The sequence below is a fragment of the Bradyrhizobium sp. ORS 278 genome, from assembly GCF_000026145.1.
In the GTDB taxonomy this organism is placed as follows: Bacteria; Pseudomonadota; Alphaproteobacteria; order Rhizobiales; family Xanthobacteraceae; genus Bradyrhizobium.
In genome coordinates this window covers 434510-455125 of sequence record NC_009445.1, presented here as the reverse complement: position 1 = coordinate 455125, position 20616 = coordinate 434510, and the positions used below count along the sequence as shown (strand labels likewise).

General features: G+C 65.2%; 20 protein-coding genes and 1 tRNA gene. 13 read left to right on the top strand and 8 right to left on the bottom strand.

The window, feature by feature from the left end:
* Positions 1-9: 9 nt before the first annotated feature.
* Positions 10-1230, bottom strand: a complete 1221-nt coding sequence (locus BRADO_RS02105; protein ID WP_011923662.1) for an FAD-binding domain-containing protein — start codon at positions 1228-1230, stop codon at positions 10-12.
* On the bottom strand, positions 1227-2558 hold the full coding sequence (locus BRADO_RS02100; RefSeq protein WP_011923661.1) for an AarF/ABC1/UbiB kinase family protein: 1332 nt from the start codon (positions 2556-2558) through the stop codon (positions 1227-1229). The genes BRADO_RS02105 and BRADO_RS02100 overlap by 4 nt, the downstream gene beginning before the upstream one ends.
* A gap of 199 nt (positions 2559-2757) precedes the next feature.
* On the opposite strand from BRADO_RS02100, the gene BRADO_RS35660 reads away from it, so the two are divergent.
* Positions 2758-2913 carry a hypothetical protein gene (locus tag BRADO_RS35660; RefSeq protein ID WP_244422954.1) on the top strand — a complete coding sequence of 52 codons (156 nt, stop codon included), beginning with the start codon at positions 2758-2760 and terminating at the stop codon, positions 2911-2913.
* A 367-nt stretch (positions 2914-3280) separates the two neighbouring features.
* Here BRADO_RS35660 and BRADO_RS34850 read toward each other — a convergent pair whose 3' ends face one another.
* From BRADO_RS34850 to BRADO_RS02080, 5 genes are all read right to left on the bottom strand, one after another.
* The gene (locus BRADO_RS34850) at positions 3281-4177 is read right to left on the bottom strand and encodes a hypothetical protein (RefSeq protein ID WP_011923660.1); all 897 of its coding nucleotides are present in this window, start codon (positions 4175-4177) and stop codon (positions 3281-3283) included.
* Positions 4178-4186: 9 nt separating this feature from the next.
* Entirely contained in the window at positions 4187-5005 is an 819-nt protein-coding gene (locus BRADO_RS34845) for a helix-turn-helix transcriptional regulator (RefSeq protein ID WP_011923659.1), read from the bottom strand.
* On the bottom strand, positions 5002-5808 hold the full coding sequence (locus BRADO_RS02090; RefSeq protein WP_083794807.1) for a TIGR04255 family protein: 807 nt from the start codon (positions 5806-5808) through the stop codon (positions 5002-5004). The genes BRADO_RS34845 and BRADO_RS02090 overlap by 4 nt, the downstream gene beginning before the upstream one ends.
* Before the next feature lie 177 nt (positions 5809-5985).
* A tRNA-Ser gene (locus BRADO_RS02085) sits at positions 5986-6075 on the bottom strand.
* 444 nt (positions 6076-6519) lie between these two features.
* On the bottom strand, positions 6520-7704 hold the full coding sequence (locus tag BRADO_RS02080) for an ROK family protein (protein WP_011923658.1): 1185 nt from the start codon (positions 7702-7704) through the stop codon (positions 6520-6522).
* A 287-nt stretch (positions 7705-7991) separates the two neighbouring features.
* Between BRADO_RS02080 and rplU the strand changes: the two genes are divergently transcribed.
* The 3 genes from rplU (at position 7992) to BRADO_RS02065 (ending at position 9497) form a co-directional block, all read left to right on the top strand.
* Positions 7992-8375: a 50S ribosomal protein L21 gene (rplU, locus tag BRADO_RS02075; RefSeq protein WP_035648644.1), complete on the top strand. Its 384-nt coding sequence runs from the start codon at positions 7992-7994 to the stop codon at positions 8373-8375.
* Positions 8376-8501: 126 nt separating this feature from the next.
* Complete coding sequence (rpmA, locus tag BRADO_RS02070; protein WP_008961804.1) at positions 8502-8771, top strand: 50S ribosomal protein L27; 270 nt, start codon at positions 8502-8504, stop codon at positions 8769-8771.
* Between the two features lie 138 nt (positions 8772-8909).
* Complete coding sequence (locus tag BRADO_RS02065; RefSeq protein ID WP_011923657.1) at positions 8910-9497, top strand: GNAT family N-acetyltransferase; 588 nt, start codon at positions 8910-8912, stop codon at positions 9495-9497.
* Between the two features lie 155 nt (positions 9498-9652).
* On the opposite strand, the gene BRADO_RS02060 is transcribed toward BRADO_RS02065, so the two are convergent.
* Positions 9653-10570 (bottom strand): DMT family transporter, encoded by a 918-nt coding sequence (locus BRADO_RS02060; protein WP_011923656.1) that lies wholly within the window; start codon positions 10568-10570, stop codon positions 9653-9655.
* A 201-nt stretch (positions 10571-10771) separates the two neighbouring features.
* On the opposite strand from BRADO_RS02060, the gene obgE reads away from it, so the two are divergent.
* The 9 genes from obgE (at position 10772) to BRADO_RS02015 (ending at position 20554) form a co-directional block, all read left to right on the top strand.
* Positions 10772-11842: a GTPase ObgE gene (gene obgE / locus BRADO_RS02055; RefSeq protein ID WP_011923655.1), complete on the top strand. Its 1071-nt coding sequence runs from the start codon at positions 10772-10774 to the stop codon at positions 11840-11842.
* 133 nt (positions 11843-11975) lie between these two features.
* Positions 11976-13112, top strand: a complete 1137-nt coding sequence (gene proB, locus BRADO_RS02050; RefSeq protein ID WP_011923654.1) for a glutamate 5-kinase — start codon at positions 11976-11978, stop codon at positions 13110-13112.
* A gap of 78 nt (positions 13113-13190) precedes the next feature.
* A complete protein-coding gene (locus tag BRADO_RS02045; RefSeq protein ID WP_011923653.1) occupies positions 13191-14480 on the top strand; it encodes a glutamate-5-semialdehyde dehydrogenase in 1290 nt (429 codons plus the stop codon).
* Between the two features lie 66 nt (positions 14481-14546).
* Positions 14547-15170 carry a nicotinate-nucleotide adenylyltransferase gene (locus tag BRADO_RS02040; protein WP_083795025.1) on the top strand — a complete coding sequence of 208 codons (624 nt, stop codon included), beginning with the start codon at positions 14547-14549 and terminating at the stop codon, positions 15168-15170.
* 303 nt (positions 15171-15473) lie between these two features.
* Complete coding sequence (gene rsfS / locus BRADO_RS02035; RefSeq protein ID WP_256374581.1) at positions 15474-15845, top strand: ribosome silencing factor; 372 nt, start codon at positions 15474-15476, stop codon at positions 15843-15845.
* A 46-nt stretch (positions 15846-15891) separates the two neighbouring features.
* The gene (gene rlmH / locus BRADO_RS02030) at positions 15892-16374 is read left to right on the top strand and encodes a 23S rRNA (pseudouridine(1915)-N(3))-methyltransferase RlmH (protein ID WP_041756000.1); all 483 of its coding nucleotides are present in this window, start codon (positions 15892-15894) and stop codon (positions 16372-16374) included.
* 33 nt (positions 16375-16407) lie between these two features.
* A complete protein-coding gene (locus BRADO_RS02025; protein ID WP_011923649.1) occupies positions 16408-17778 on the top strand; it encodes a murein hydrolase activator EnvC in 1371 nt (456 codons plus the stop codon).
* Positions 17775-19121, top strand: coding sequence for a S41 family peptidase (locus BRADO_RS02020; RefSeq protein WP_041755999.1), 1347 nt, complete (start codon positions 17775-17777; stop codon positions 19119-19121). Before BRADO_RS02025 ends, BRADO_RS02020 begins: the two co-directional genes overlap by 4 nt.
* Before the next feature lie 215 nt (positions 19122-19336).
* Positions 19337-20554: a divergent polysaccharide deacetylase family protein gene (locus BRADO_RS02015; protein ID WP_011923647.1), complete on the top strand. Its 1218-nt coding sequence runs from the start codon at positions 19337-19339 to the stop codon at positions 20552-20554.
* Positions 20555-20616: the final 62 nt, after the last annotated feature.

Here is a 20616-nt window from a genome sequence, read left to right as displayed (position 1 = left end):
CATCAGCACTCAATCAATTCCCATGTCCGCCAGCAGCCGTGGAATCCGCTCCCGCACCTTGAAGAAGCCCGCCGTCGCGAACGGCCACAGCGTCGCGTCCCACGGCCGGCGCCATTCGGCGAGCGTCAGCCCAGCAGCCGCAAGCGCAGGCGCCGCGGCATCGAGCCAATCACGCAGCGGCCCCTGCGGCACCTCGGCGGTGACGATCTGCGTCGCGCCGGCGTCCTGCGCGCAGGCGACCAGCGCCGCCGGATCCACCGCCTTCAGCGCGGCGGCGGTCAGTCCAATACGGGTCGTGCCATCGCGCAGCGCAGCCGCCTCGAACGCCGCAACCTGCTCCGCGACCGGACGCGGCGAGCGCAGCTGCGAGGCCGCCAGCGTCGCCGCGCCGCGCCAGGTGAAGCCGTCGGAGTCGAAATCGGTAAGGCCGCAATCCTCCTCCGTGATGAGCCACAGCGACGGCACGTCGCGCCGGGGCGCGATAAGCACGCGCAGCGGCCGCAGCGACGGCAGGCCCTCCGGCTCCTCGGCTTCCAGTCCTTGCGCCGGGATCACGATGTCCTCCGGCCGCGGCGCGAAGCGGCCGGCGCTGTACTGCGCGATGTTCGAAGCCGTCGCCGCATAGACCTTGCCCCTTGTGTGCAGCCCGGCCACCCAGCGCCAGCCCAGCGTGTTCGACGCCGGATCACCGTCGAGCAGATGACGCAGAAAGAAATCCGCGCCGAGCCGCCAGGGCAGGCCGAGCGTGAAGATCCACAGCGAGGCGAACCACATCCGCGCATGGTTGTGCAGCATGCCGGTGGCGACGAGCTCCTGCGCGAAGGCGTCGAAGCATGCGAGGCCGGTGCGTCCGGCCTCCGCCGCCGCCACGCGCGCCTGCAGCGCGCCGTCGCTATCGAGGCGCTCGAGATCGGCGTCGCGGCCGCGTAGATAGCTCGTCCAGACCTGCGGCCGCCGCTCCAGCCAGCCCTTGAAATAGCCGCGCCAGATCACTTCCTCGACGAACTTGTCCGCCGCCCCGCCATGCGCCGCCACGGCGGCGCGCACCACCTCCTCCTCGGTGACGAGCCGCCGCCGGATCCAGGGCGACAGTCCCGACACCGCCTGCGGCCGGCCGGGCCCATGATCATGGTTGCGTCCCGCCGCATAGGCGCGGCCGAGCCGCGGCAGCACCGTCTGCAAACGCGCGAGCCCTGCCGCGCGGGTGGCGATCGGTAGCTTCCCCGTCATGCGCGGTACGGCGCGACGCAGGCCGCGCAATCCACCTTCGCGCGCAGCTGCGTCGCGAGCAGATAGAGCCCGCCGATCTTGCGGTGGAGGAACAGCGTGTCCGCCGGCGGCACATGCATGAGGTCGCGATCGAGGCCGAGCGCAAGGCCGCGGTCGCGCAGCTCCGCCAGCAGGTCCTGGCGCGCGAAATCGAAGGGCGCGCGCTGGCGCAGCGGCGCCATCGCCCGCAGGAACATGTCGACGATCGCGTCCTGATGGCGCGGCGCCGTCGCTGCGTCGAAATAGCCGATGGTCTGCATGGCGGCGCGGCTCGCTGCGCGGTCCGCATCGAGCCCGGCCGCCAGCAGAGCGCGGAATGAGGCCTGCAGCTCCGCCGCGATCGGCCGCACGGCGCCGAAATCGAGCAGTACGATCCGTGTGCCGTCCGGCGTGACGCGGAAATTGCCGGGATTGGGATCGGTCTGCATCGCGCCGAACACGAACAGTTCGCGCATGGTCAGGTCGATCAGCGCCGTCATGGCGCCGTCGCGCTGGTTCGGCGCAGCGGTCGCCAGCGACGCGATCGGCCGGCTGTCGACGAAATCCATCGCCAGCACCTCCGGCGTCGACAGCGCCGTCACCGGCGAAGGCACCACGAAGCGCGGATCGTCGCGCAGAAAATCGCCGAAGGCGCGCAGCTGCGCGACCTCCGCGGCATAATCCGCCTCCGCGTGCAGCTGCGCCTTGGCGGCGGACAGCAGCGGCGAGATGTCCATCTGGCGCGGCAGCAGGCCGGGCAGGCGCAGCAGCGCGGCGATGTTGTCGACGTCGCTGTCGATGCTGGCGCGGACGCCGGGATACTGCACCTTGATGGCGAGGCGCCGCCCGTCCGACGTCACGGCACGGTGCACTTGGCCGATCGAAGCCGCCGCGAACGGCCGCATCTCGAAGCTCTTGAAGCGCGCGCGCCAGCCGCTCCCCCAGGCCCGCGCCAGCACGCGCTCGAGCTGCGGCGGCGGCATCGGCGGCGCCGCCTCCTGCAGCTGCGCCAGCAGCGCCGCGGCCTCTTTCGGCAGCACAAGTCCCGGATCCAGCGACAGCATCTGGCCGAGCTTCATCGCCGCGCCGCGTAGTCCGGCAAGCCCGCTGGCGAGCCGCATCGCCTGCGCCGGCGCCAGCAGCAGCTCCGGCAACCCGGGCCGCCGCCCCTGTGCGAGCTGCCGCAAGCCGTCCGTCACCACCCCGCCCGCGATCCCCGCCGCGATCCCGCCCAGCCGCAACAGCCGCCCCGGCCGCGACGACGGCACGGCGGAGAAGCGCGGCAACGGACGGTCGGAGGTCGAACTCATCAGGTGAAACTCCAGGGCGGGCGGCAGTGCATGGAGAGAATACGAGCGAAACCTGCGTCCAGTTCTCCCATCCGGCGTGATGCCCTGGGGGCGGCCCGCAGAGCTACGGTCCCGCGGCGCCATGGCGTCCGAGTTGTGCCGGTCGTTCCGCCCTCAAACCATGAGAGGGCGCGGGAAATGCCGGGCGCTGGCCGCACCCATGGCCCGCCTGCAGCAAAAAAAGCAGGCGGCAGTCACCACAGGTTCAGCCGAGATCACCCGGCATTCCCCGCGCGATGGTTTTCACGCTTATGTCGCGATCTCCCCGGTGTCCGGCTTCTTAGCCACCGTCGCCCTCCGGATCATCACCAGATGAGCTTAGCGCCAGCGTCGGGGCGCCAGGACCACGCGTCTTCACGTCCGCAAGCCTGCCGTTCGTCGGCGAGCATCACACCCGCTGCAGCAAACTCACAGCCACCGCATCTCCGGCCCCACGTCTCGTGACGATCGCGAAGCGCCCCTCTCGGCGGGCCGGGATGGCAGATAGAAACACGAATTCTGAAAAATAGCAATAGCATTTTTTCGCAATTTAGTTACGCGAAGTATCTGCAGCAAAGCGAGCTTCAAGGCTCCCATTTAACGCGCAAACGCGACATGTTGCGACTCAAACAATATCGATGCTCATACGCATCGCGCGGCGCACTGAGAAACAGTGTAACGGTTCTTGACTAAGAACATCCCCATCACCTCGTTAGTACAGATCCTGCCGAAAGATTGTCCAGGTCGAGAGGGTCACTGTTTTTATATGCGGCGGCTGATATTTCATTTAGGGTGACAATACGAAAAGTCGGATCGCTATATAGGCCAACCGGCTTAAATCTTTGAAGCAGCGCTTCAACAATCGTGTCCGCATCGGCAGGAATATCTCGCCGACTTTCAAAAACGAAGTAGAAGGTCAGCTCGTTTTCGGCGGCGTCCCACGACGGAAAGCACGCCACCCTAATCTCGCACAATTTTCGCAGTAACTCGCCCTCGCCAGTCGGATTACCCTTCTTATCCTTCGTCGCCTTGCCGTGCTTTTCTACAATTCGCTTTTGAATTGGCTTCACGGCAGCTACGAAATCATCGGGAAAAGCAAATCGGCTCAGGCTTCGAGACAGAGCTTCAGCGAATTGACGCTGATCCTTATCAGTAATGCAGCCTCGAACGCGATTTGCCGCCAACGTCTGGGTCAAAACGGCTTTATCAATTGTCATAATCGCGTTGAAATCGGCTAGAAGCCCTTGAGCTTCGACGCCTGGGATGTACCCAAAGCGAGGTCGAAATCCTCGTTTCGTCTCATCGAGAGTGGCCCGATCAACCTGCACCAGCGCAGCGACCTGCACTAGCGCACGTTCAGCGCATGATCGAACTACATCGCAAGTTTGCGTCGTGACAACCAGACCTGCTGCAGCAACGACTATTTGAGCTAGCGAATCGCCCTCGGGTGAAACGGCTGCAAATTCTTCCGCTTCGGGGGTTATTGGTCGACTTACATCGGCCAAATAGGAAAAGGGCAAATCCGCGCCGAGAATCACATCACCCTGCTGCCAATCGAGGAGCGCCTTATCGACCTCTAGTTGCGCAGCAGCATCCGGCAAGGCTCATACCTACCGCTTCAATCTAGCAGAGCGTCGCACATCTAGCTTACCAAGAACACTAGAAGGACCGTCAGAAAGCGTAGATAGACGCGTAACGGCCGTGAGTGACGGACTCACGCTCTTGATCGAGTTAGGGAGACGGACTTCGTCACCGGTCATGAGAGCATGTGCCGCACCAAACTGACCTTCAGCCAGTAAATCATACGGACGAACACCGTCAGGACGCCTCTCAAGCAGGCGGCGGCGGCGAAGAGCAGGGCTTTCCGCCGGAAGCAAGCTCAAGGCATCTACCAGCGCGCGGAGTCGTCGCTCCTTGCGCGTGCTAATCGCCTTTCCTTTTCGCCAATGCTGCAAGCTTCTACGCGTCACGCCAAGAAGAGGCGCGACCTCCTCCAGAGTCATCCCCGACTTGACTTGGACTTGATCGACTAGGTCCGAGGCACCGGACTGCAATGCGTTCGAGCTCCGCTCGATCTGCGAAGCACCTGAAACGCTCTGCTCGGACCAGGGCGCGCCTGGATTCCAATTGACTGAGTTGATGATAATCGAAAACGGAAAGATCGTTCCTCTCTCGTAACCACCGAAATAGTTCGACCAAAAAACCGATAGCGAGTTATAAGGGCAAGAAATTTTACCTTTATCGCTGACCAACAGCTTAAAGGAAGCGTCCACCGGCACATAGTTCAGACACAAGGTAGTCTGATGAACACTTAGATTGCTGATGGCTACTGCCGAAAGCTCAGGAGATGTTGGCTGCGCCCAATGGACTTCAGATCCATACATTGGGCTCGGCCGAATTAGATCGACTACACTAGTTGAAGAAATCATTTTTTAGCTCCATATGTCGCCAAAAATTCTGGAAGAGTCATATGACGGAAAATGGAGTACGCTCTCTCCGCGAGAGCTGAAAAAGACATCACTAGTTCATCCGCATCAAAAGCTCTCTGGGATCCAGAATACACGTCGATATCGAGAATCCAGCTGGGCTCCGGAACCGCATCGAGGACTCCAGGCTGAATTGTGGAGTTGGGCGACAATACTCCCCAGCGAAGAAGCAATTCTCCTTCCTCTATTGCAACCAGCGCTTCAGTCATCGAGTGCCTAACGTGCGGGCGGAACGAGGTATTTGCTATCCCCATCATTTCAGGGCGAACCAAGCCGTCAATCTTGTCGAAATCGTCTCCTACGACCCTGTCAATGTACCGAAGTCCGATGCGCAGCGCGATTTGAGGATTGAACACCGTCTGCACTGATGCGACTACACTGCGTATTTGGCCTAAGAATTTTTGCCGGCTCTGGTAACTAACAGTGTCCAGAGAGAGGGAATTATTGTTAAGTATTAAACGCAGAGTCCTGTCTGCACTAAAGAAGCACCACACGTTTCCGGGAGCCTGATGGAGAACAGGCTGCCCCGCCCCAACATGGATCTGCAATTGCTGGACTGACTGCTGTTCGAACAGCGGAAAGTCTTTCCGGATAGCTTCCTGGAAGCCGGCAACCACGTCCTTGTTTTCTATCTTGAGCAGGCCAGGAAAAATAACCTGAGCAATGACCCGGACCAACGGTGCTCGCGGGAGATTAACCTCGGCGGGCGGCGGCCCCCCGAGCGGATGGGGAAGTGGAGGCGCCATAGATTTCGTCACTGATTCGGGGGCGGGCAAGTGTGAAATATAGGGTGAAATCACCTACGTTCAAGGGAGCATTCAAACCGTAAAAACCTCATCAATGCGGATTCTGGGAACGAGTATGAGACCCCAAGCTCGGTCCAGAAAATTTTCGTTTGTAATCAGTGTTATGGCTTAAGCAGCTGGCGGAGAGGGAGGGATTCGAACCCCCGATAGGCTTGCACCTATGCCGCATTTCGAGTGCGGTGCATTCAACCACTCTGCCACCTCTCCAGGCGCAAATCAGGGGCGTGGCCCCCGGGTCGGGCGCCGTTCTAGGGCACGGCGGCGGGGGTGACAAGGCGGGGAAGAGGATATTTCCAACCGAAAAGCGGTGGGGCGGCTCACGCCTGCGCGGAATGGTCCCCCCGGGGATCGCGCGGGGCCAAGCGAGGTGGGACCGCCGTACGCTGACACATGCCGGCGGTCCCGTGTCGCTACATCTTGGGGAAACCGACGGAAGAGACGGGGGTCAATCCGGCCGGCCTGAGCGACGCGGATGACCCTGGGCCATCTCGGCGTGCACCGCAACGCCAACCGATTTTTAACCTAACCGATCAAGGTTACCGGGTCCCGCCCATCCGCTTGGTTGCACGACAATTTTTCGCACGTTGCGAACACCTGGTCGCAATTTTACTGGATGTTGCATTGCAGTATTGCCGATGCCAGCGACGCCGCTCAGTCCTTTTTCTTCTTCGCCGCCTTCTTGTCGTCGGCCTTGTCGTCCTTGGCTTTCTCGTCCTTGGACTTCTCGTCCTTGGACTTCTCGTCCTTGGACTTCTCGTCCTTGTCCTTGCGGCCGTTGTCCTTGCGGCGGTTGGTGAAGCGGGCATTGCCGAGACCGGTGCCGATCGTGAGCACGCCCCAGCGCTCGAACTCCTGCATGAACGGCACCTCGGAGAGACCCTGCACGACGCCGTCATTGTGCATCAGCACCGCGGTGTCATGGTCGCCAATCATCGGGATCGCCTCGACCAGGCTGGCCGGCAGGTTGAACTTGCTGCTCTCCCAATTGCCCGGCAGATTCTGCGCGCCTTTCTCGATCGAGCCGTCCTCGTTGATCACGCCGGGACAGGCGATGCCGATGAAGGGCGCGAGCCGCAGACCCTCGGCGTCTGCCTCCTCGATCAGTCCTTTCAGCATCTTGGCGAGCCGCTTCACGGCGCCTTCGCGCGTCGGCTCGTCGTCGGCGTGGCGCCACAGATCGGACTTCCAGACCGAGGCCTTCGAGAGGTCCGGCGTCTTCTTCCATGCGGTCTCCACCACCCCGCAGCGGATATTGGTGCCGCCGATATCGACCGCGAGGATGCTGTCATGCGCCTCGAAGATCCAGGACGGGGCCAGATGCAGCGCGCCGATCAGGCCGGCGTCGTCGGGATGGTAGCGGATCGGCTCCAGTTCGACGCCGAAGCCTTCGTCCTTTAGGATGATCTCGGTGCGGGCGATGGCGAGCTCGCCGAGGCGGGAATCACGAAAGCCGCCGCCGACCACGATGCATTCGGTCTTGGCCCAGGCCTTGGTGCGCAGGAAGCGCCGGGTGACGTGGGCAAGCTCCTGGGCGAATTCCTCGATCGCCGAATGCACCACGGCGGAGGCCTCGGTGTCATCGCCGACCAGGATCGCGTCCAGCGCCTTCTTGCTGATGGTCTCGCTGTCCTCGTCGCCGAACGGATCCTTGCCGGATTTGCGCAACGGCTTGCGCCAGCGCTCCAGGATCTTGCGGAAGGCGCCCTTGGAGGCGCGATCGCCGAGGAAGCCGTCCTCGTCCTTGAGCTCGATGTTGAAGCTGTCGATCTCGACCGACGGCAGCCGCGCGGCGCCGTGACGGGCGATGCCCGTGGTGGTCATGACGTCGTCGGCCATTGATGTCCCTGCCCTGTTGCCTGGTGTGCAGGACAACGGCGGACGAAACCGATGGTTTCGGGGGCTCCTTAACCTTGACTCAGGCTTGCAGGCCGCTATAAGCGCTCGATCGACCGGCGCGAGCTTCTCGCGCCGATTGTCGTTGCGCCCATTTTTGAGGTCTTGAGCCTCGGGTGCGACTGCCGGCCTCGATCGGGCTGGATCACATGAACCATAACGACTGAACAAGAAGCCGACCCGGGGCCATCTGGCTTCGAGGCCGGGATCGAACACGAAGGATGAGAACGATGTTCGCAGTCATCAAGACCGGCGGCAAGCAATACCGCGTCGCCCCGGATGATGTGCTCGAGATTGGCAAGATCGACGGTGAACCCGGCACGATCGTGCAGCTGAACGAGGTGCTGGTGGTCGGTGGCGACACCCCGGTGCTCGGCATTCCGGCGGTGGCCGGCGCGTCGGTGGCCGTCGAGGTGCTGGACCATAAGCGCGGCCCCAAGGTCATCGCGTTCAAGAAGCGCCGCCGCAAGAATTCCCGCCGCAAGCGCGGCTACCGGGACGAGCTGACGCTGATCCGCGTCTCCGAGATCCTGACCGACAACGCCAAGCCGACCAAGGGCCCGCGCCCGAAGAAGGCGAAGGCCGAAGCCCCGGCGGCCGACGCCGCCGAGTAAGCCTGCTGCCGCGCGCCGCATCGGCTTCAAACCTTCATCGCGCGGATTTTTGGTCCGCGACCTGCAATTGTGAATGATCCCTTGGCGGAATCGCGCTAATGGTGATCGTGAGATCGGAGACGAGCGATGGCTCATAAAAAGGCAGGCGGTTCATCCCGCAACGGACGCGACTCCAAGGGCAAGCGCCTCGGCATCAAGGCGTTCGGCGGCGAGCGCGTGATTCCCGGCAACATCATTGCGCGTCAGCGCGGCACGACCTGGCATCCCGGCCTCAACGTCGGCATGGGCACGGACCATACCCTGTTTGCCAAAATCGAGGGCGTCGTCGAGTTCCATGACCGTGCCAATCGCACGTTCATCTCGGTACGCCCGGTAGCCGCCCAAGCTGCCGAGTAACATACGGTGGAACGATACGCGTCCGCCGGGTCCTGACGAACCGGCGGAGCGCCAGATGGCTCCAGGGGAGGCGGGACAACCGGCCTCCCCTTTTCATTTCGCTGACCGATTGATCCCGAAGCGTCGATGGAGCCCGACATGCTGCAGGACATCACCACCCCCACCTTGCGCGAGGCGAGACCTTGCGTCCTCGAGACACCCAGGCTGACCCTGCGTCCGCCCGTGCTCGCGGACGTGAAAGACATTGCGCGCCTCGCCGACGATCGGCGCATCGCGGAAAACACCCGCCGGCTGCCGCATCCCTATTCGGAGGTCGATGCCGCCCGCTTCGTGCGCGCGCTGGAGCAGAGCGGCGAGACGGCGTTCCTGATCGCGCATCTCGATGCGCCGATCGGCATGGTCGGCATCAACCGCCCCGCCTCCGGCCGCGCCGAGCTCGGCTACTGGCTGGGCGTGGAGCATTGGGGCCGTGGCTTCGGCACCGAGGCCGCGCGGGCCGCTATCGACGACTTCTTCGAGCGTGGTGAGGACAATGTGCTGATCGGGCACGCCCGCGTCAGCAATCCCGCGTCGCGCAACATCCTCGAAAAGTGCGGCTTCCAATGGACCGGCGTCGAACTGCACCGCTTCGAGGTGATCGGCTCCTCGGCCCCGGTCGATGCGTTCCGCCTGACCCGCGGCGTGTGGGCCTCGCTGAAGGCCTGGGCCAATGCGGGACGGCGGTAGGCCTCGCTCGCCGCTCCAAAAGCAGTGTCGTCCCTGCGAACGCAGGGACCCATAACCACCGGCCGTATTGAGGCACGCAACTGCCAGCCACGTTCCCTCGATAGCTTCCGCGGTAGGGGTCCCTGCGTTCGCAGGGACGACAGCGGTGGATACCGCTAGACGGGCGGATTCACGGAACCAGCGCCCTGCCCCAGGCTGCGTTCGCGCAAGTAGATGTAGAGGCCGGCGCCGATGATGATGATCGCGCCGATGATCGTCGCGGGATGCGGAACGTCGCCGAACACGACGAAGCCGAACAGCACGGCCCAGACGATCATCGTGTACTGGTAGGGCACGACCACCGAGGCCGGCGCGAGCTTCAGCGAGCGGTTGACGCAGAACAGCGCCGTCACCGAGATCAGCCCGGCGGCGGCGAACATCACGAGGCTGCCGGGCGTCGGCGTCACCCAGCCGAAGGCGGACATCGCGGCACCCAGCAGGAAGGTGCCGACGAATTGCGACGACGCCATCACGATGTCGGGCGTCGCGCGCAGGCTGCGCGTGATCAGCATCAGCACCGCGAAGGAGAGGCTGCCGCCGAGCGCGATCAGAGCCGGCAGGCTGAAGGTCTGCGCCGACGGACGGAGCGCAATCAGCACGCCGCAGAAGCCGATCAGGATCGCGGTCCAGCGCCGCCAGCCGACATGCTCGCGCAGGACCAGCGCCGACAGCGCGGTGACGAAGATCGGACCGGCAAGATAGTAGGTGATGACGTCGGCGAGCGGCAGATAGACGGTCGCGAGGAAGAACGCCGCGACCTCGAGCGTCGACAGGATCACGCGCACCAGCTGCAGCCAGGGTCGTTCGAGTTGCACGAACGCCGCGCGGTTGCGCCAGATGAACGGCGCGAGCAGCAGCAGCGCCGCGCAGGCGCGCAGCCACAACAGCTGGCCGACGGCATAGGTCGAGACCAGGAACTTGCCCAGGGCATCGCCGAACGAGAACATCGCAATCGACAGCAGCATCAGGCCGATGCCGGCCAGCCGCGCCGAGCGCTCGTCATTGGCGGTGGAGATTCGGGAGAGCACGCTCATGATCGGGCTGCCTTATCAGGCGCACTGCCGGCGCTCCAGCCCTTCGGCTGAAAGCGTCACGCAGCCCTGCCGCAACCCCTGCGCAAGCCTTGTCCATCCCTTGCGCAGCGCCGCTTTACCGCTCGAAATTACGGCTTCCGGCCGAATTAACCGCATTCCGCGGTTGCTGTTGGGGGCTGCCTCGCCTACGTAGGGCGCATCATGAAATTCCTCGATGAAGCCAAGGTCTATGTGCGCTCGGGCGACGGCGGCAACGGTTGCGTTGCGTTCCGGCGCGAGAAGTTCATCGAGTTCGGCGGCCCGAACGGCGGCAATGGCGGCCGCGGCGGCGACGTCGTGATCGAGGCCGTCGACGGCCTCAACACCCTGATCGACTACCGTTACCAGCAGCATTTCAAGGCCCAAAAGGGCGAGAACGGCATGGGCAAGGACCGCCACGGCGCCGGTGGCAAGTCGATCGTGCTCAAGGTTCCCGTCGGCACCCAGATCTTCGACGAGGATCGCGAGACACTGATCCACGACTTCACCGCCGTCGGCGAGCGATTCGTGCTGGCCGAGGGCGGCAATGGCGGCTTCGGCAACGCGCATTTCAAGTCGCCGACCAACCGTGCGCCGCGGCATGCCAATCCCGGCCAGCCCGGCGAGGAGCGCTGGATCTGGCTGCGCATGAAGCTGATCGCCGATGCCGGCCTCGTCGGACTGCCCAATGCCGGCAAATCGACGTTCTTGTCCAAGGTGTCGGCGGCCAAGCCGAAGATCGCCGACTATCCGTTCACCACCCTGCATCCGCAGCTCGGCGTGGTGAATGCCGACGGCCGCGAATTTGTGCTCGCCGACATTCCCGGCCTGATCGAGGGCGCGCATGAGGGCGCCGGTCTCGGCGACCGCTTCCTCGGCCATGTCGAGCGCTGCCGCGTGCTGCTGCACCTGGTCGATGCCACCTGCGAGCATGCCGGCAAGGCCTACAAGACGGTGCGGCACGAGCTCGAGGCCTATGGCGGCGACCTGACCGACAAGATCGAGATCGTCGCGCTGAACAAGATCGACGCGGTTGATCCGGACGAGCTGAAGAAGCAGCGGGACCGGCTGAAGCGCGCCGCCAAGAAGACGCCGATACTGATCTCCGGTGCGACCGGCGAAGGCGTCAAGGAGGCGCTGCGCAAGCTCGCCGACGTGGTCGGCGAACAGCCGGTGTCGAGCAAGGCGAAGAACGCAGTCGAGAGCGCCGCAACCGAGGAGCCGTGGGCGGCTCCGGTCCCGCCGCAAGGCTGACGCTCAAGCCAGCCTTGCCTCGCACGCGTCCGCTTGCGAAAGTCGCCACTTCATCAACACGCCCCTCGTTTCGTGATGCTGCGCCACGCAGCTCCCTCTCGCCCACGAGGGCCTGAACCGACCCCTTGTTGCCATGGCCCCCCGTCTCGAAAACTTCCGCCGCATCGTCGTCAAGGTCGGCTCGTCTCTGCTGGTCGATTCCGAGGCCGGCGAGGTGCGCGCCGCCTGGTTGACCGCGCTGGCCGCCGACATCGCTCGGCTGCACGGCCGCGGCTGCGAGCTGCTGGTGGTGTCCTCCGGCTCGATCGCGCTCGGGCGCAGCCGGCTGAAGCTGCCGCGCGGGCCGCTGAAGCTGGAGGAGAGCCAGGCGGCGGCCGCGGTCGGCCAGATCGCCCTGGCGCGGATCTGGTCGGAAGTGCTGGGCGCGTACGGCATCGGCGCCGGCCAGATCCTGGTCACCCTGCAGGACACCGAGGAGCGCCGCCGCTATCTCAACGCGCGCTCGACGATCGCAAAACTCCTCGAATGGCGCGCAGTGCCGGTGATCAACGAGAACGACACGGTGGCGACCGCCGAAATCCGCTACGGCGACAATGACCGTCTCGCCGCCCGCGTCGCGACCATGGCCAGCGCCGATTTGCTGGTGCTGCTGTCGGACATCGACGGCCTCTACACCGCTCCGCCCGCCCAGGATCCGAACGCGAAGCTGATCCCGGTGGTCGAGAGCATCACCGCCGATATCGAGGGCATCGCCGGCGGCGCGGCGTCGGAATTCTCCCGCGGCGGCATGAAGACCAAGATCGAAGCCGCGAAGATCGCGACCACCGGCGGCACCCACATGCTGATCGCCTCCGGCAAGATCGAGCACCCGCTCGCGGCGATCGCCAATGGCGGCCGCTGCACCTGGTTTCTCACGCCGGCCAATCCGGTCACCTCGCGCAAACGCTGGATCGCCGGCTCGCTGGAGCCGAAGGGCACGCTGACGATCGATGCCGGCGCCGTTGCCGCGCTGCGCGCCGGCAAGAGCCTGCTGCCGGCCGGCGTGATCAAGGTCGACGGCCAGTTCGCCCGCGGCGATGCCGTGGTGGTGCGCGGCCCCGACACCGACGAGATCGGCCGCGGTCTGGTCGCCTACGACGCCGACGATGCCGAACGCATCAAGGGCCGGTCGTCGCCGGATGTCGCCGTCATTCTCGGCATGTCCGGCCGGGCCGAGATGATCCACCGCGATGACCTTGTGATCGGGCCGGCGGGGGTGGGTCCGGCCTAACGCCGCCTCCGCCGCCAGCCGTCGCAAACTGCGGCTTTCCGTGCTACTGGAGAGCCTTGCTTCAAGGTTGAAACGCCCATGACCGCCCCTCTCAAAGCCATCGACGGCAGTGCTGATCTGCCCCAGCTGATGAACGATCTCGCCAAGCGCGCTCGTGCGGCGGCGCGGGTGCTGGCGCTGGCGCCGGCCGAGCAGAAGAACCGGGCGCTGGAGGCCATGGAGCGGCGGATCCGCGCCCGCGCTGACGTGATCATCGCGGCCAATGCCGAGGACGTCGCCGAGGCGAAGGCGGTCGGCGTGACGCCGTCGTTCGTCGACCGACTGACGCTGACGCCGGCCCGCGTCGCCGCTATGGCCGACGGGATCGCCGTCGTGCGCGGCGTTGCCGATCCGGTCGGCGTGGTCACCGAGAGCTGGCAGCGGCCGAACGGCATGACCATCGAGCGCGTGCGGGTGCCGCTCGGCGTCATTGGTGTGATCTTCGAGAGCCGTCCCAATGTCGCAGCCGATGCGGGGGTGCTGTGCCTGAAGTCCGGCAACGCCGTGATCCTGCGCGGCGGCTCGGACTCGTTCCGCTCGTGCCGGGCGATCCATGAATGCCTGGTCGAGGGGCTGCGCGAGGCGGGCTTGCCCGACACCGCAATCACGCTGGTGCCGACGCGCGATCGCGCTGCGGTGGGCCTGCTGCTGTCCGGCCTGAATGGCGGCGTCGACGTGATTGTGCCGCGCGGGGGCAAGAGCCTCGTCGCGCGCGTCGAGGCCGAGGCGCGCGTGCCGGTATTCGCGCATCTCGAGGGCGTCAATCACGTCTATGTAGACGGGGCCGCCGATCTCGACATGGCGAAGTCGATCGTGCTGAACGCCAAGATGCGTCGGACTGGCGTGTGCGGCGCGGCCGAGACCTTGCTGATCGACCGGGCGTCGCAGGACAAGATCAAGCCACTGGTCGACATGCTGATCGGCGCCGGTTGCGAAGTGCGTGGCGACGAGGCGGTGCGCGCGGCCGATGCGCGGGTGACGCCGGCGAACAACGAGGATTGGGACACGGAATATCTCGACGCGATCATCGCGGCGAAGGTCGTCGACGGCGTCGACGGCGCGATCGCCCATATCCACGCGCATGGCTCGCACCACACCGATGCGATCGTAACCCAGGACAACAAAGTGGCTGACAAGTTCCTCAACGAGGTCGACTCGGCGATCGTCCTGCACAACGCCTCGACGCAGTTCGCCGATGGCGGCGAGTTCGGGTTCGGCGCGGAAATCGGCATCGCCACGGGCAAGTTTCATGCACGCGGGCCCGTGGGAGTGGAGCAGCTGACGAGCTTCAAATATCGCATCCACGGCACCGGTCAGACGCGGCCATGACCGCCACGCCCTGTGGTTGAGTTGCAAAAGCCCCCGGCGGTGACCGACGTGACCGATGCCGCCGCCATGCGCCTGGCCATCCGCCAGGCCTTGCCTCCCCACAGTGACGGCATGCGGATTGGCCTGCTCGGCGGCTCGTTCAATCCGCCGCACCAGGCCCACCGCGCAATCAGCCTGTTCGCGCTGAAGCGGCTGCAGCTCGACCGCGTCTGGTGGCTGGTCACGCCGGGCAATCCGCTCAAGGACAATGGCGGACTGCATGCGCTGGCCGAACGTGCCGCGGCGGCCCGCAAGGTCGCGGCCGATCCACGCATCGAGATCAGCTGTCTCGAATCCGTCATCGGCACCCGCTACACTGCCGACACCATCGATTATCTGCGCCGGCGTGCCTCGCGCCTGCGCTTCGTGTGGATCATGGGCGCCGACAATCTCGCGCAGTTCCATCGCTGGCAGAAATGGCAGCATATCGCGGCCCAGGTTCCGATCGCCGTGGTCGATCGCCCGCCGCGCAGTTTCCGCGCCCTCAATGCACCGGCGGCCCGTGCGCTGGCCCGGTATCGCGTGGCGGAGGCCGATGCCAGCCGGCTCGCCGATCGCGCCGCCCCAGCCTGGGTCTACCTCACCGGGTTGAAAATGAGCCTGTCGTCGACCGGGTTGAGGAACCCGGACGGCAGCTGGAAGTCGTTCTGAGAGGCGGGCTCGCGGCCGGGACGGCATCGGATGTGCATGGGATACGGTGTCCGCAACGGTCCGAGGCGGGCATCCGGTCGAGACGTCGGACCACCAACCGGGGGACTGGATTGTTGAAACCATTAACCCCACATGCCTAGTATGGTCTGCAGGCCGGGATGGATTCGGCCTGCGATACAGTGAAAGGAATGGTCCCTGACCACATCTGTATTGTCCCAGTCGGCCTTACCCAAGACCAAGGCAACGACGACCAAGTCCTCTGCTGCCAAGTCTGTGCGTAACGCTTCGACCCCTGATGCGGCCTTGCAGGCGCGACCCGACGCCGACAAGCCTGACGCGGATAAGACTCTGCGCACGATCCTCTCCCGCCTCGAGGACATGAAGGCGGAGGAGACGGTCACCATCGACCTTCACGGCAAATCGGCGTATTCGGACTACATGGTCATCACAACGGGCCGCTCGAACCGGCACGTCGGATCGATCGCGGAGAACGTCGCCAAGGGCCTGAAGGAAGCCGGCGCCAAGAAGCTCCACATCGAGGGCCTGCCCAATTGCGATTGGGTTCTGATCGATTCCGGCGACGTGATCGTGCACGTGTTCAGGCCCGAGGTCCGCGAGTTCTACAATCTCGAGCGAATGTGGACGCAAGGGCCAAAGCCGGCGAAGACGCTGTAGCCGCCGCGGGCTGCGAATCGCGCGGTGCACGTGCTAGGGCGTGCACATGCGCCTCGTCGTGATCGCCATCGGCCGGTTGAAGCAGGGTCCGGAGCGGCAGCTCGCGGAGCGTTACCGCGAGCGTTTCGACGACATTGGCCGCAAGCTCGGCTTTCGCGGCCTCGACATCCATGAAATTCCAGAAAGCCGCGCCCGCGATGCGGCGACGCGCATGGCCGAGGAGGCCGCGGCGATCGCAGCCGCGATTCCCGACAACTCCATGCTCGTCTGCCTGGACGAGCGGGGCCACAACATCGACAGCGCAACCTTTGCGGGTCATATCGGACGGTGGCGTGACGAGGGCGTCGCGGCGACGGCCTTCGTGATCGGCGGTGCCGACGGACTTTCGCCCGAATTGCGGCGCAAAGCCAAGCTCGGGGTCGCGTTCGGCGCTGCGACCTGGCCGCACCAGATCGTCCGTGTCCTGCTGCTCGAGCAGATTTACCGTACTGCTACGATCCTGGCCGGTCACCCCTATCACCGCGCTTGAATCAGGGACGATCGGAGCACAATAAGGACGTCGATGGTTTTCGCGCGGCCCCTTTCTCTCTCCCCGATTCCGGCCCGCCGCGGCTGGGCGCGTCGCGCGTCGCTGATCGCACTGCTGATGGCGTTGTCCGGATGGCCCGCGACGGCCCAGACCGGCCTCCGCCCATCAATCACCGGTACCCCCTCACCAAATCCACCCACGCCCGAACAGATCAAGCAGCGCGAGCAGGAGCTCGAAGCCGCCCGCGCCGCTCAAAAGGCCGCCGCCGAGGCGCAGGAACGGCTGAAGGCCGACATTGCCGCGCTCGGCGAGGATCGTGGCAAGCTCAACCAGCAGCTGATCGACGTCGCCGCGCAGGTGCGCAGCGTCGAGATCCGCGTCGCCGAGGCCGAGACGCGGCTGCGCGGGCTCGATGGCCGCGAGCAGGACCTTCGCACCTCCCTGGAGGCACGACGCACCGAGATCATCGAGGTGCTGGCGGCGCTGCAGCGCGCCGGCCGGCGCACGCCGCCCGCCCTGCTCGTCCGTCCCGAGGACGCGCTGCAATCGCTGCGCACCGCAATGCTGCTGGGCTCGGTGGTTCCCGAGATGCGCGGCCGCGCCGAGAAGCTATCGAGCGATCTCGGCGAGCTCGTCACCATCCGCAAGACCATCGCCTCGGAGCGTGACAAGCTCGCCACCGATCGCGACAAGCTTCGCGCCGACCAGACGCGCCTTGCCGCGCTGGTGGAGGAGCGCCAGCGCAAGCAGGCGTCGGCAGAGAAGGACATGGAGGCCGAGAGCGCACGCGCCGCGATGCTGGCCCAGCAGATCGATTCGCTGCAGACCCTGATCTCGACCATGGAGCTCGACCTCAAGAGCGCAGCCAAGGCGGCCTCGACGGCGAGCCTCCAGGGCGTTCCGGTCAACGCCAAGCCGGATGCCAATGCGCTGCGCAATCCCACGCGCAAGGCGCCGGCGATCGCCTTCGCCTCGACCAAGGGCATGCTGACGTTCCCGGTCAACGGCACCAAGATTCGCGAGTTCGGCGCGTCCGACGGCGCCGGTGGCTCGGATAAGGGCATTTCCTTGGCGACCCGCCCGGGGGCCCAGGTCACAACCCCGTGTGATGGCTGGGTTGTTTATGCCGGTCCCTTCCGCAGCTACGGACAACTCTTGATCCTCAACGCGGGTGGCGGGTATCATGTCTTGATCGCCGGGATGGAGCGCATTTCCGTCAACATCGGGCAGTTTGTTCAGACGGGAGAGCCGGTCGCGACCATGGGTATTACGTCCCAAGTCGCCTCCATTCTCGCTACGAATGCGAGTCAACCAGTGCTCTATGTCGAGTTCCGCAAGGACGGCACTCCAATCGATCCAGGCCCATGGTGGGCCGCAAATGAAGGCGAAAAGGTACGCGGATGATGCGTAAGACTTCGGTAATTCTCCTGAGCGCGGCCACCGGTGCGGCATTGACCTTGTTCGTGACGCAACCGCGCGCAGTGTTGATGGGATCGACCGCGCGCGCCGCGACCTCCGATACCTATCGCCAGCTCAACCTGTTCGGCGACGTGTTCGAGCGGGTGCGCAGCGACTACGTCGAGAAGCCCGACGATTCGAAGCTCGTCGAATCCGCGATCAGCGGCATGCTGTCCGGTCTCGATCCGCATTCGAGCTACATGGATGCGAAGAGCTTCCGCGACATGCAGGTGCAGACCCGCGGCGAGTTCGGCGGCCTCGGCATCGAGGTCACCATGGAAGACGGCCTGATCAAGGTGGTGTCGCCGATCGACGACACGCCGGCATCAAAGGCCGGCATCCTCGCGAACGACATCATCACCAATCTCGACGACGAGGCCGTGCAGGGCCTGACCCTCAACCAGGCCGTCGAGAAGATGCGCGGTCCGGTCGGCACCAAGATCAAGCTGAAGGTCGTGCGCAAGGGCACCGACAATCCGCTCGACATCACGCTCACGCGCGACAACATCCGGGTCCGTTCGGTGCGCTCGCGTCCCGAGGGCGACGACATCGCCTATATCCGCATCACCACCTTCAACGAGCAGACCACCGAGGGTCTGAAGAAGAGCATCGCCGATCTGCAGACCTCGATCGGTGACAAGCTGAAGGGCTACATCATCGACCTGCGCAACAATCCGGGCGGCCTGCTCGAGGAGGCGGTCACCGTCTCCGACGCGTTCCTGGAGCGCGGCGAGATCGTGTCGACCCGCGGTCGCAATGCGGAGGAAACGCAGCGCCGTGCGGCGCATGCCGGCGACCTCACCAAGGGCAAGCCGGTCATCGTGCTGATCAACGGCGGCTCGGCCTCCGCGTCTGAGATCGTGGCCGGCGCGCTGCAGGACCACAAGCGCGCGACGCTGGTCGGCACGCGCTCGTTCGGCAAGGGCTCGGTGCAGACCATCATTCCGCTGGGCGCCGGCAACGGCGCGCTGCGCCTGACCACCGCGCGCTACTACACGCCGTCAGGCAAATCGATCCAGGCCAAGGGCATCGTGCCGGACATCGAGGTCCTGCAGGATGTGCCGGAGGAGCTGAAGTCCCGCACCGACACCAAGGGCGAGGCCTCGCTGCGCGGCCATCTGAAGAACGATGGTGACGAGAAGACCGGCTCGCAGTCCTACGTGCCGCCGGATGCCAAGGACGACAAGGCGCTCAAGATGGCGGCCGACCTGCTGCACGGCATCAAGAACAGCGCCAACACGCCGGCGCCGACCGAGAAGGCCTCTGCTGACAAGCCCAAGGCAAACTGAAAAGGCAAACTGAAAAGGCAAACTGAGCGGGCGAACTGAGCAGGTCGGCTGATCGGGCACAGGTCTATTCGCATTCGGTTTGAGGGGCGGCCTTAGGGCCGCCCTTTGCTTTTGGCGTCTGCACAGCTCTCCGCGGATTTACGGGCCTGCAGACACTGCGCCTGCGCCCGAATCCCTGGCGTGGTATCGTCGACCCGATTGATTCGGGATTTTCGATGACAGAGACGGCCGACGAACTGAGCGCCCCGCTCGGGCAGACTGAGACGCGTCGCAGGCGCCGCATTCGGCTTCCGTTCACGGCGCTTCAGGCGCTGGCCATGGTGCTCGGCCTGATCCTTGTCGTGTTCGCGGGCTTCGCGCTGTTCGGCGACAATCCGCTCGGCGGCGAGCCGGTCGCGCGCGTCGCGATCAACGAGGGCGCCAAGCCAGGCGACAAGCCGGACGCCGCCGCCAAGCCCGATGCCAAGTCCGATGCCAAGTCCGAGCATGGCGCAGCGGCGGCCGCCAAGCCCGATGGCGAGCGCAAGACGATCACGATCATCGACGGCTCCAGCGGCGCGCGGCAGGAGGTTGCCATCGGCGCCGGCGGCCGCGACACGCCTGAGCCGGGCGCCGCCCCCGCCAACCCGATGCCCGGCGTCGATCCGCGCCTGTTGGAGAAATCGCGTTACGGCATGATCCCGGTCATGACCGACGGGCTGAAGTCATTCACCGCCTATGCGGCGGATGCCGACCGCGCCAAGGCGGCGCGGATGCCGGCCGTCGCGATCGTCATCGGCGGCCTCGGTATCGGCGCCGCCAAGACCGTCGATGCCATCATGAAGCTGCCGCCAGCGGTGACCCTGGCGTTCACGCCATATGGCTCCGATCCGAGCAAGCTGGCCGAACGCGCCCGCGCGCAGCGCCACGAGATCCTGCTCCAGGTGCCGATGGAGCCCTACGACTACCCCGACAACGATCCAGGCCCGCAGACGCTGCTCGCCACGCTTGGACCGGACCAGAACATCGACCGGCTGTTCTGGCACATGAGCCGGCTGCAAGGGTATGTCGGCATCGGCAATTTCATGGGCGCGCGGTTCGTGGCGACGGAAACCGCGATGCAGCCGATCGTGAACGAGGCCGCCAAGCGCGGGCTCGCGCTGTTCGATGACGGCGCCGCGCCGCGCAGCGTGGCCGCATCGCTGGCGACCGGCCGCGCCGTGCCGTTCGCAAAGGGCGACGTCGCGATCGACGCGGTGCCGACGGCTGTGGAAATCGACAACGCGCTGGCCAAGCTCGAGAGCCTCGCCAAGGAGCGCGGCGTCGCCGTCGGCACCGCCTCCGCCCTGCCCGTCTCGATCGACCGGATCGGCACCTGGATCAAGGGTCTCGACCGCAAGGGCATTCTGCTGGTGCCATTGACAACGGCGATGCTGAAATCAAAATCGAACTGAACGAGCGTACGCCACCGCGGCGGCGACGTGACGCGGGGTCTGTCGCGACGGGGCGGGGCAAC

Bases quoted from the DNA above. Each gene is read 5' to 3' on its own strand.
- BRADO_RS02105 (WP_011923662.1), bottom strand. From the start codon at position 1,230: ATGACGGGGAAGCTACCGATCGCCACCCGCGCGGCAGGGCTCGCGCGT.
- BRADO_RS02100 (WP_011923661.1), bottom strand. From the start codon at position 2,558: ATGAGTTCGACCTCCGACCGTCCGTTGCCGCGCTTCTCCGCCGTGCCG.
- BRADO_RS35660 (WP_244422954.1), top strand. From the start codon at position 2,758: ATGGCCCGCCTGCAGCAAAAAAAGCAGGCGGCAGTCACCACAGGTTCA.
- BRADO_RS34845 (WP_011923659.1), bottom strand. From the start codon at position 5,005: ATGATTTCTTCAACTAGTGTAGTCGATCTAATTCGGCCGAGCCCAATG.
- BRADO_RS02090 (WP_083794807.1), bottom strand. From the start codon at position 5,808: ATGGCGCCTCCACTTCCCCATCCGCTCGGGGGGCCGCCGCCCGCCGAG.
- BRADO_RS02080 (WP_011923658.1), bottom strand. From the start codon at position 7,704: ATGGCCGACGACGTCATGACCACCACGGGCATCGCCCGTCACGGCGCC.
- rplU (WP_035648644.1), top strand. From the start codon at position 7,992: ATGTTCGCAGTCATCAAGACCGGCGGCAAGCAATACCGCGTCGCCCCG.
- rpmA (WP_008961804.1), top strand. From the start codon at position 8,502: ATGGCTCATAAAAAGGCAGGCGGTTCATCCCGCAACGGACGCGACTCC.
- BRADO_RS02065 (WP_011923657.1), top strand. From the start codon at position 8,910: ATGCTGCAGGACATCACCACCCCCACCTTGCGCGAGGCGAGACCTTGC.
- BRADO_RS02060 (WP_011923656.1), bottom strand. From the start codon at position 10,570: ATGAGCGTGCTCTCCCGAATCTCCACCGCCAATGACGAGCGCTCGGCG.
- obgE (WP_011923655.1), top strand. From the start codon at position 10,772: ATGAAATTCCTCGATGAAGCCAAGGTCTATGTGCGCTCGGGCGACGGC.
- proB (WP_011923654.1), top strand. From the start codon at position 11,976: ATGGCCCCCCGTCTCGAAAACTTCCGCCGCATCGTCGTCAAGGTCGGC.
- BRADO_RS02045 (WP_011923653.1), top strand. From the start codon at position 13,191: ATGACCGCCCCTCTCAAAGCCATCGACGGCAGTGCTGATCTGCCCCAG.
- BRADO_RS02040 (WP_083795025.1), top strand. From the start codon at position 14,547: ATGCGCCTGGCCATCCGCCAGGCCTTGCCTCCCCACAGTGACGGCATG.
- rlmH (WP_041756000.1), top strand. From the start codon at position 15,892: ATGCGCCTCGTCGTGATCGCCATCGGCCGGTTGAAGCAGGGTCCGGAG.
- BRADO_RS02025 (WP_011923649.1), top strand. From the start codon at position 16,408: ATGGTTTTCGCGCGGCCCCTTTCTCTCTCCCCGATTCCGGCCCGCCGC.
- BRADO_RS02020 (WP_041755999.1), top strand. From the start codon at position 17,775: ATGATGCGTAAGACTTCGGTAATTCTCCTGAGCGCGGCCACCGGTGCG.
- BRADO_RS02015 (WP_011923647.1), top strand. From the start codon at position 19,337: ATGACAGAGACGGCCGACGAACTGAGCGCCCCGCTCGGGCAGACTGAG.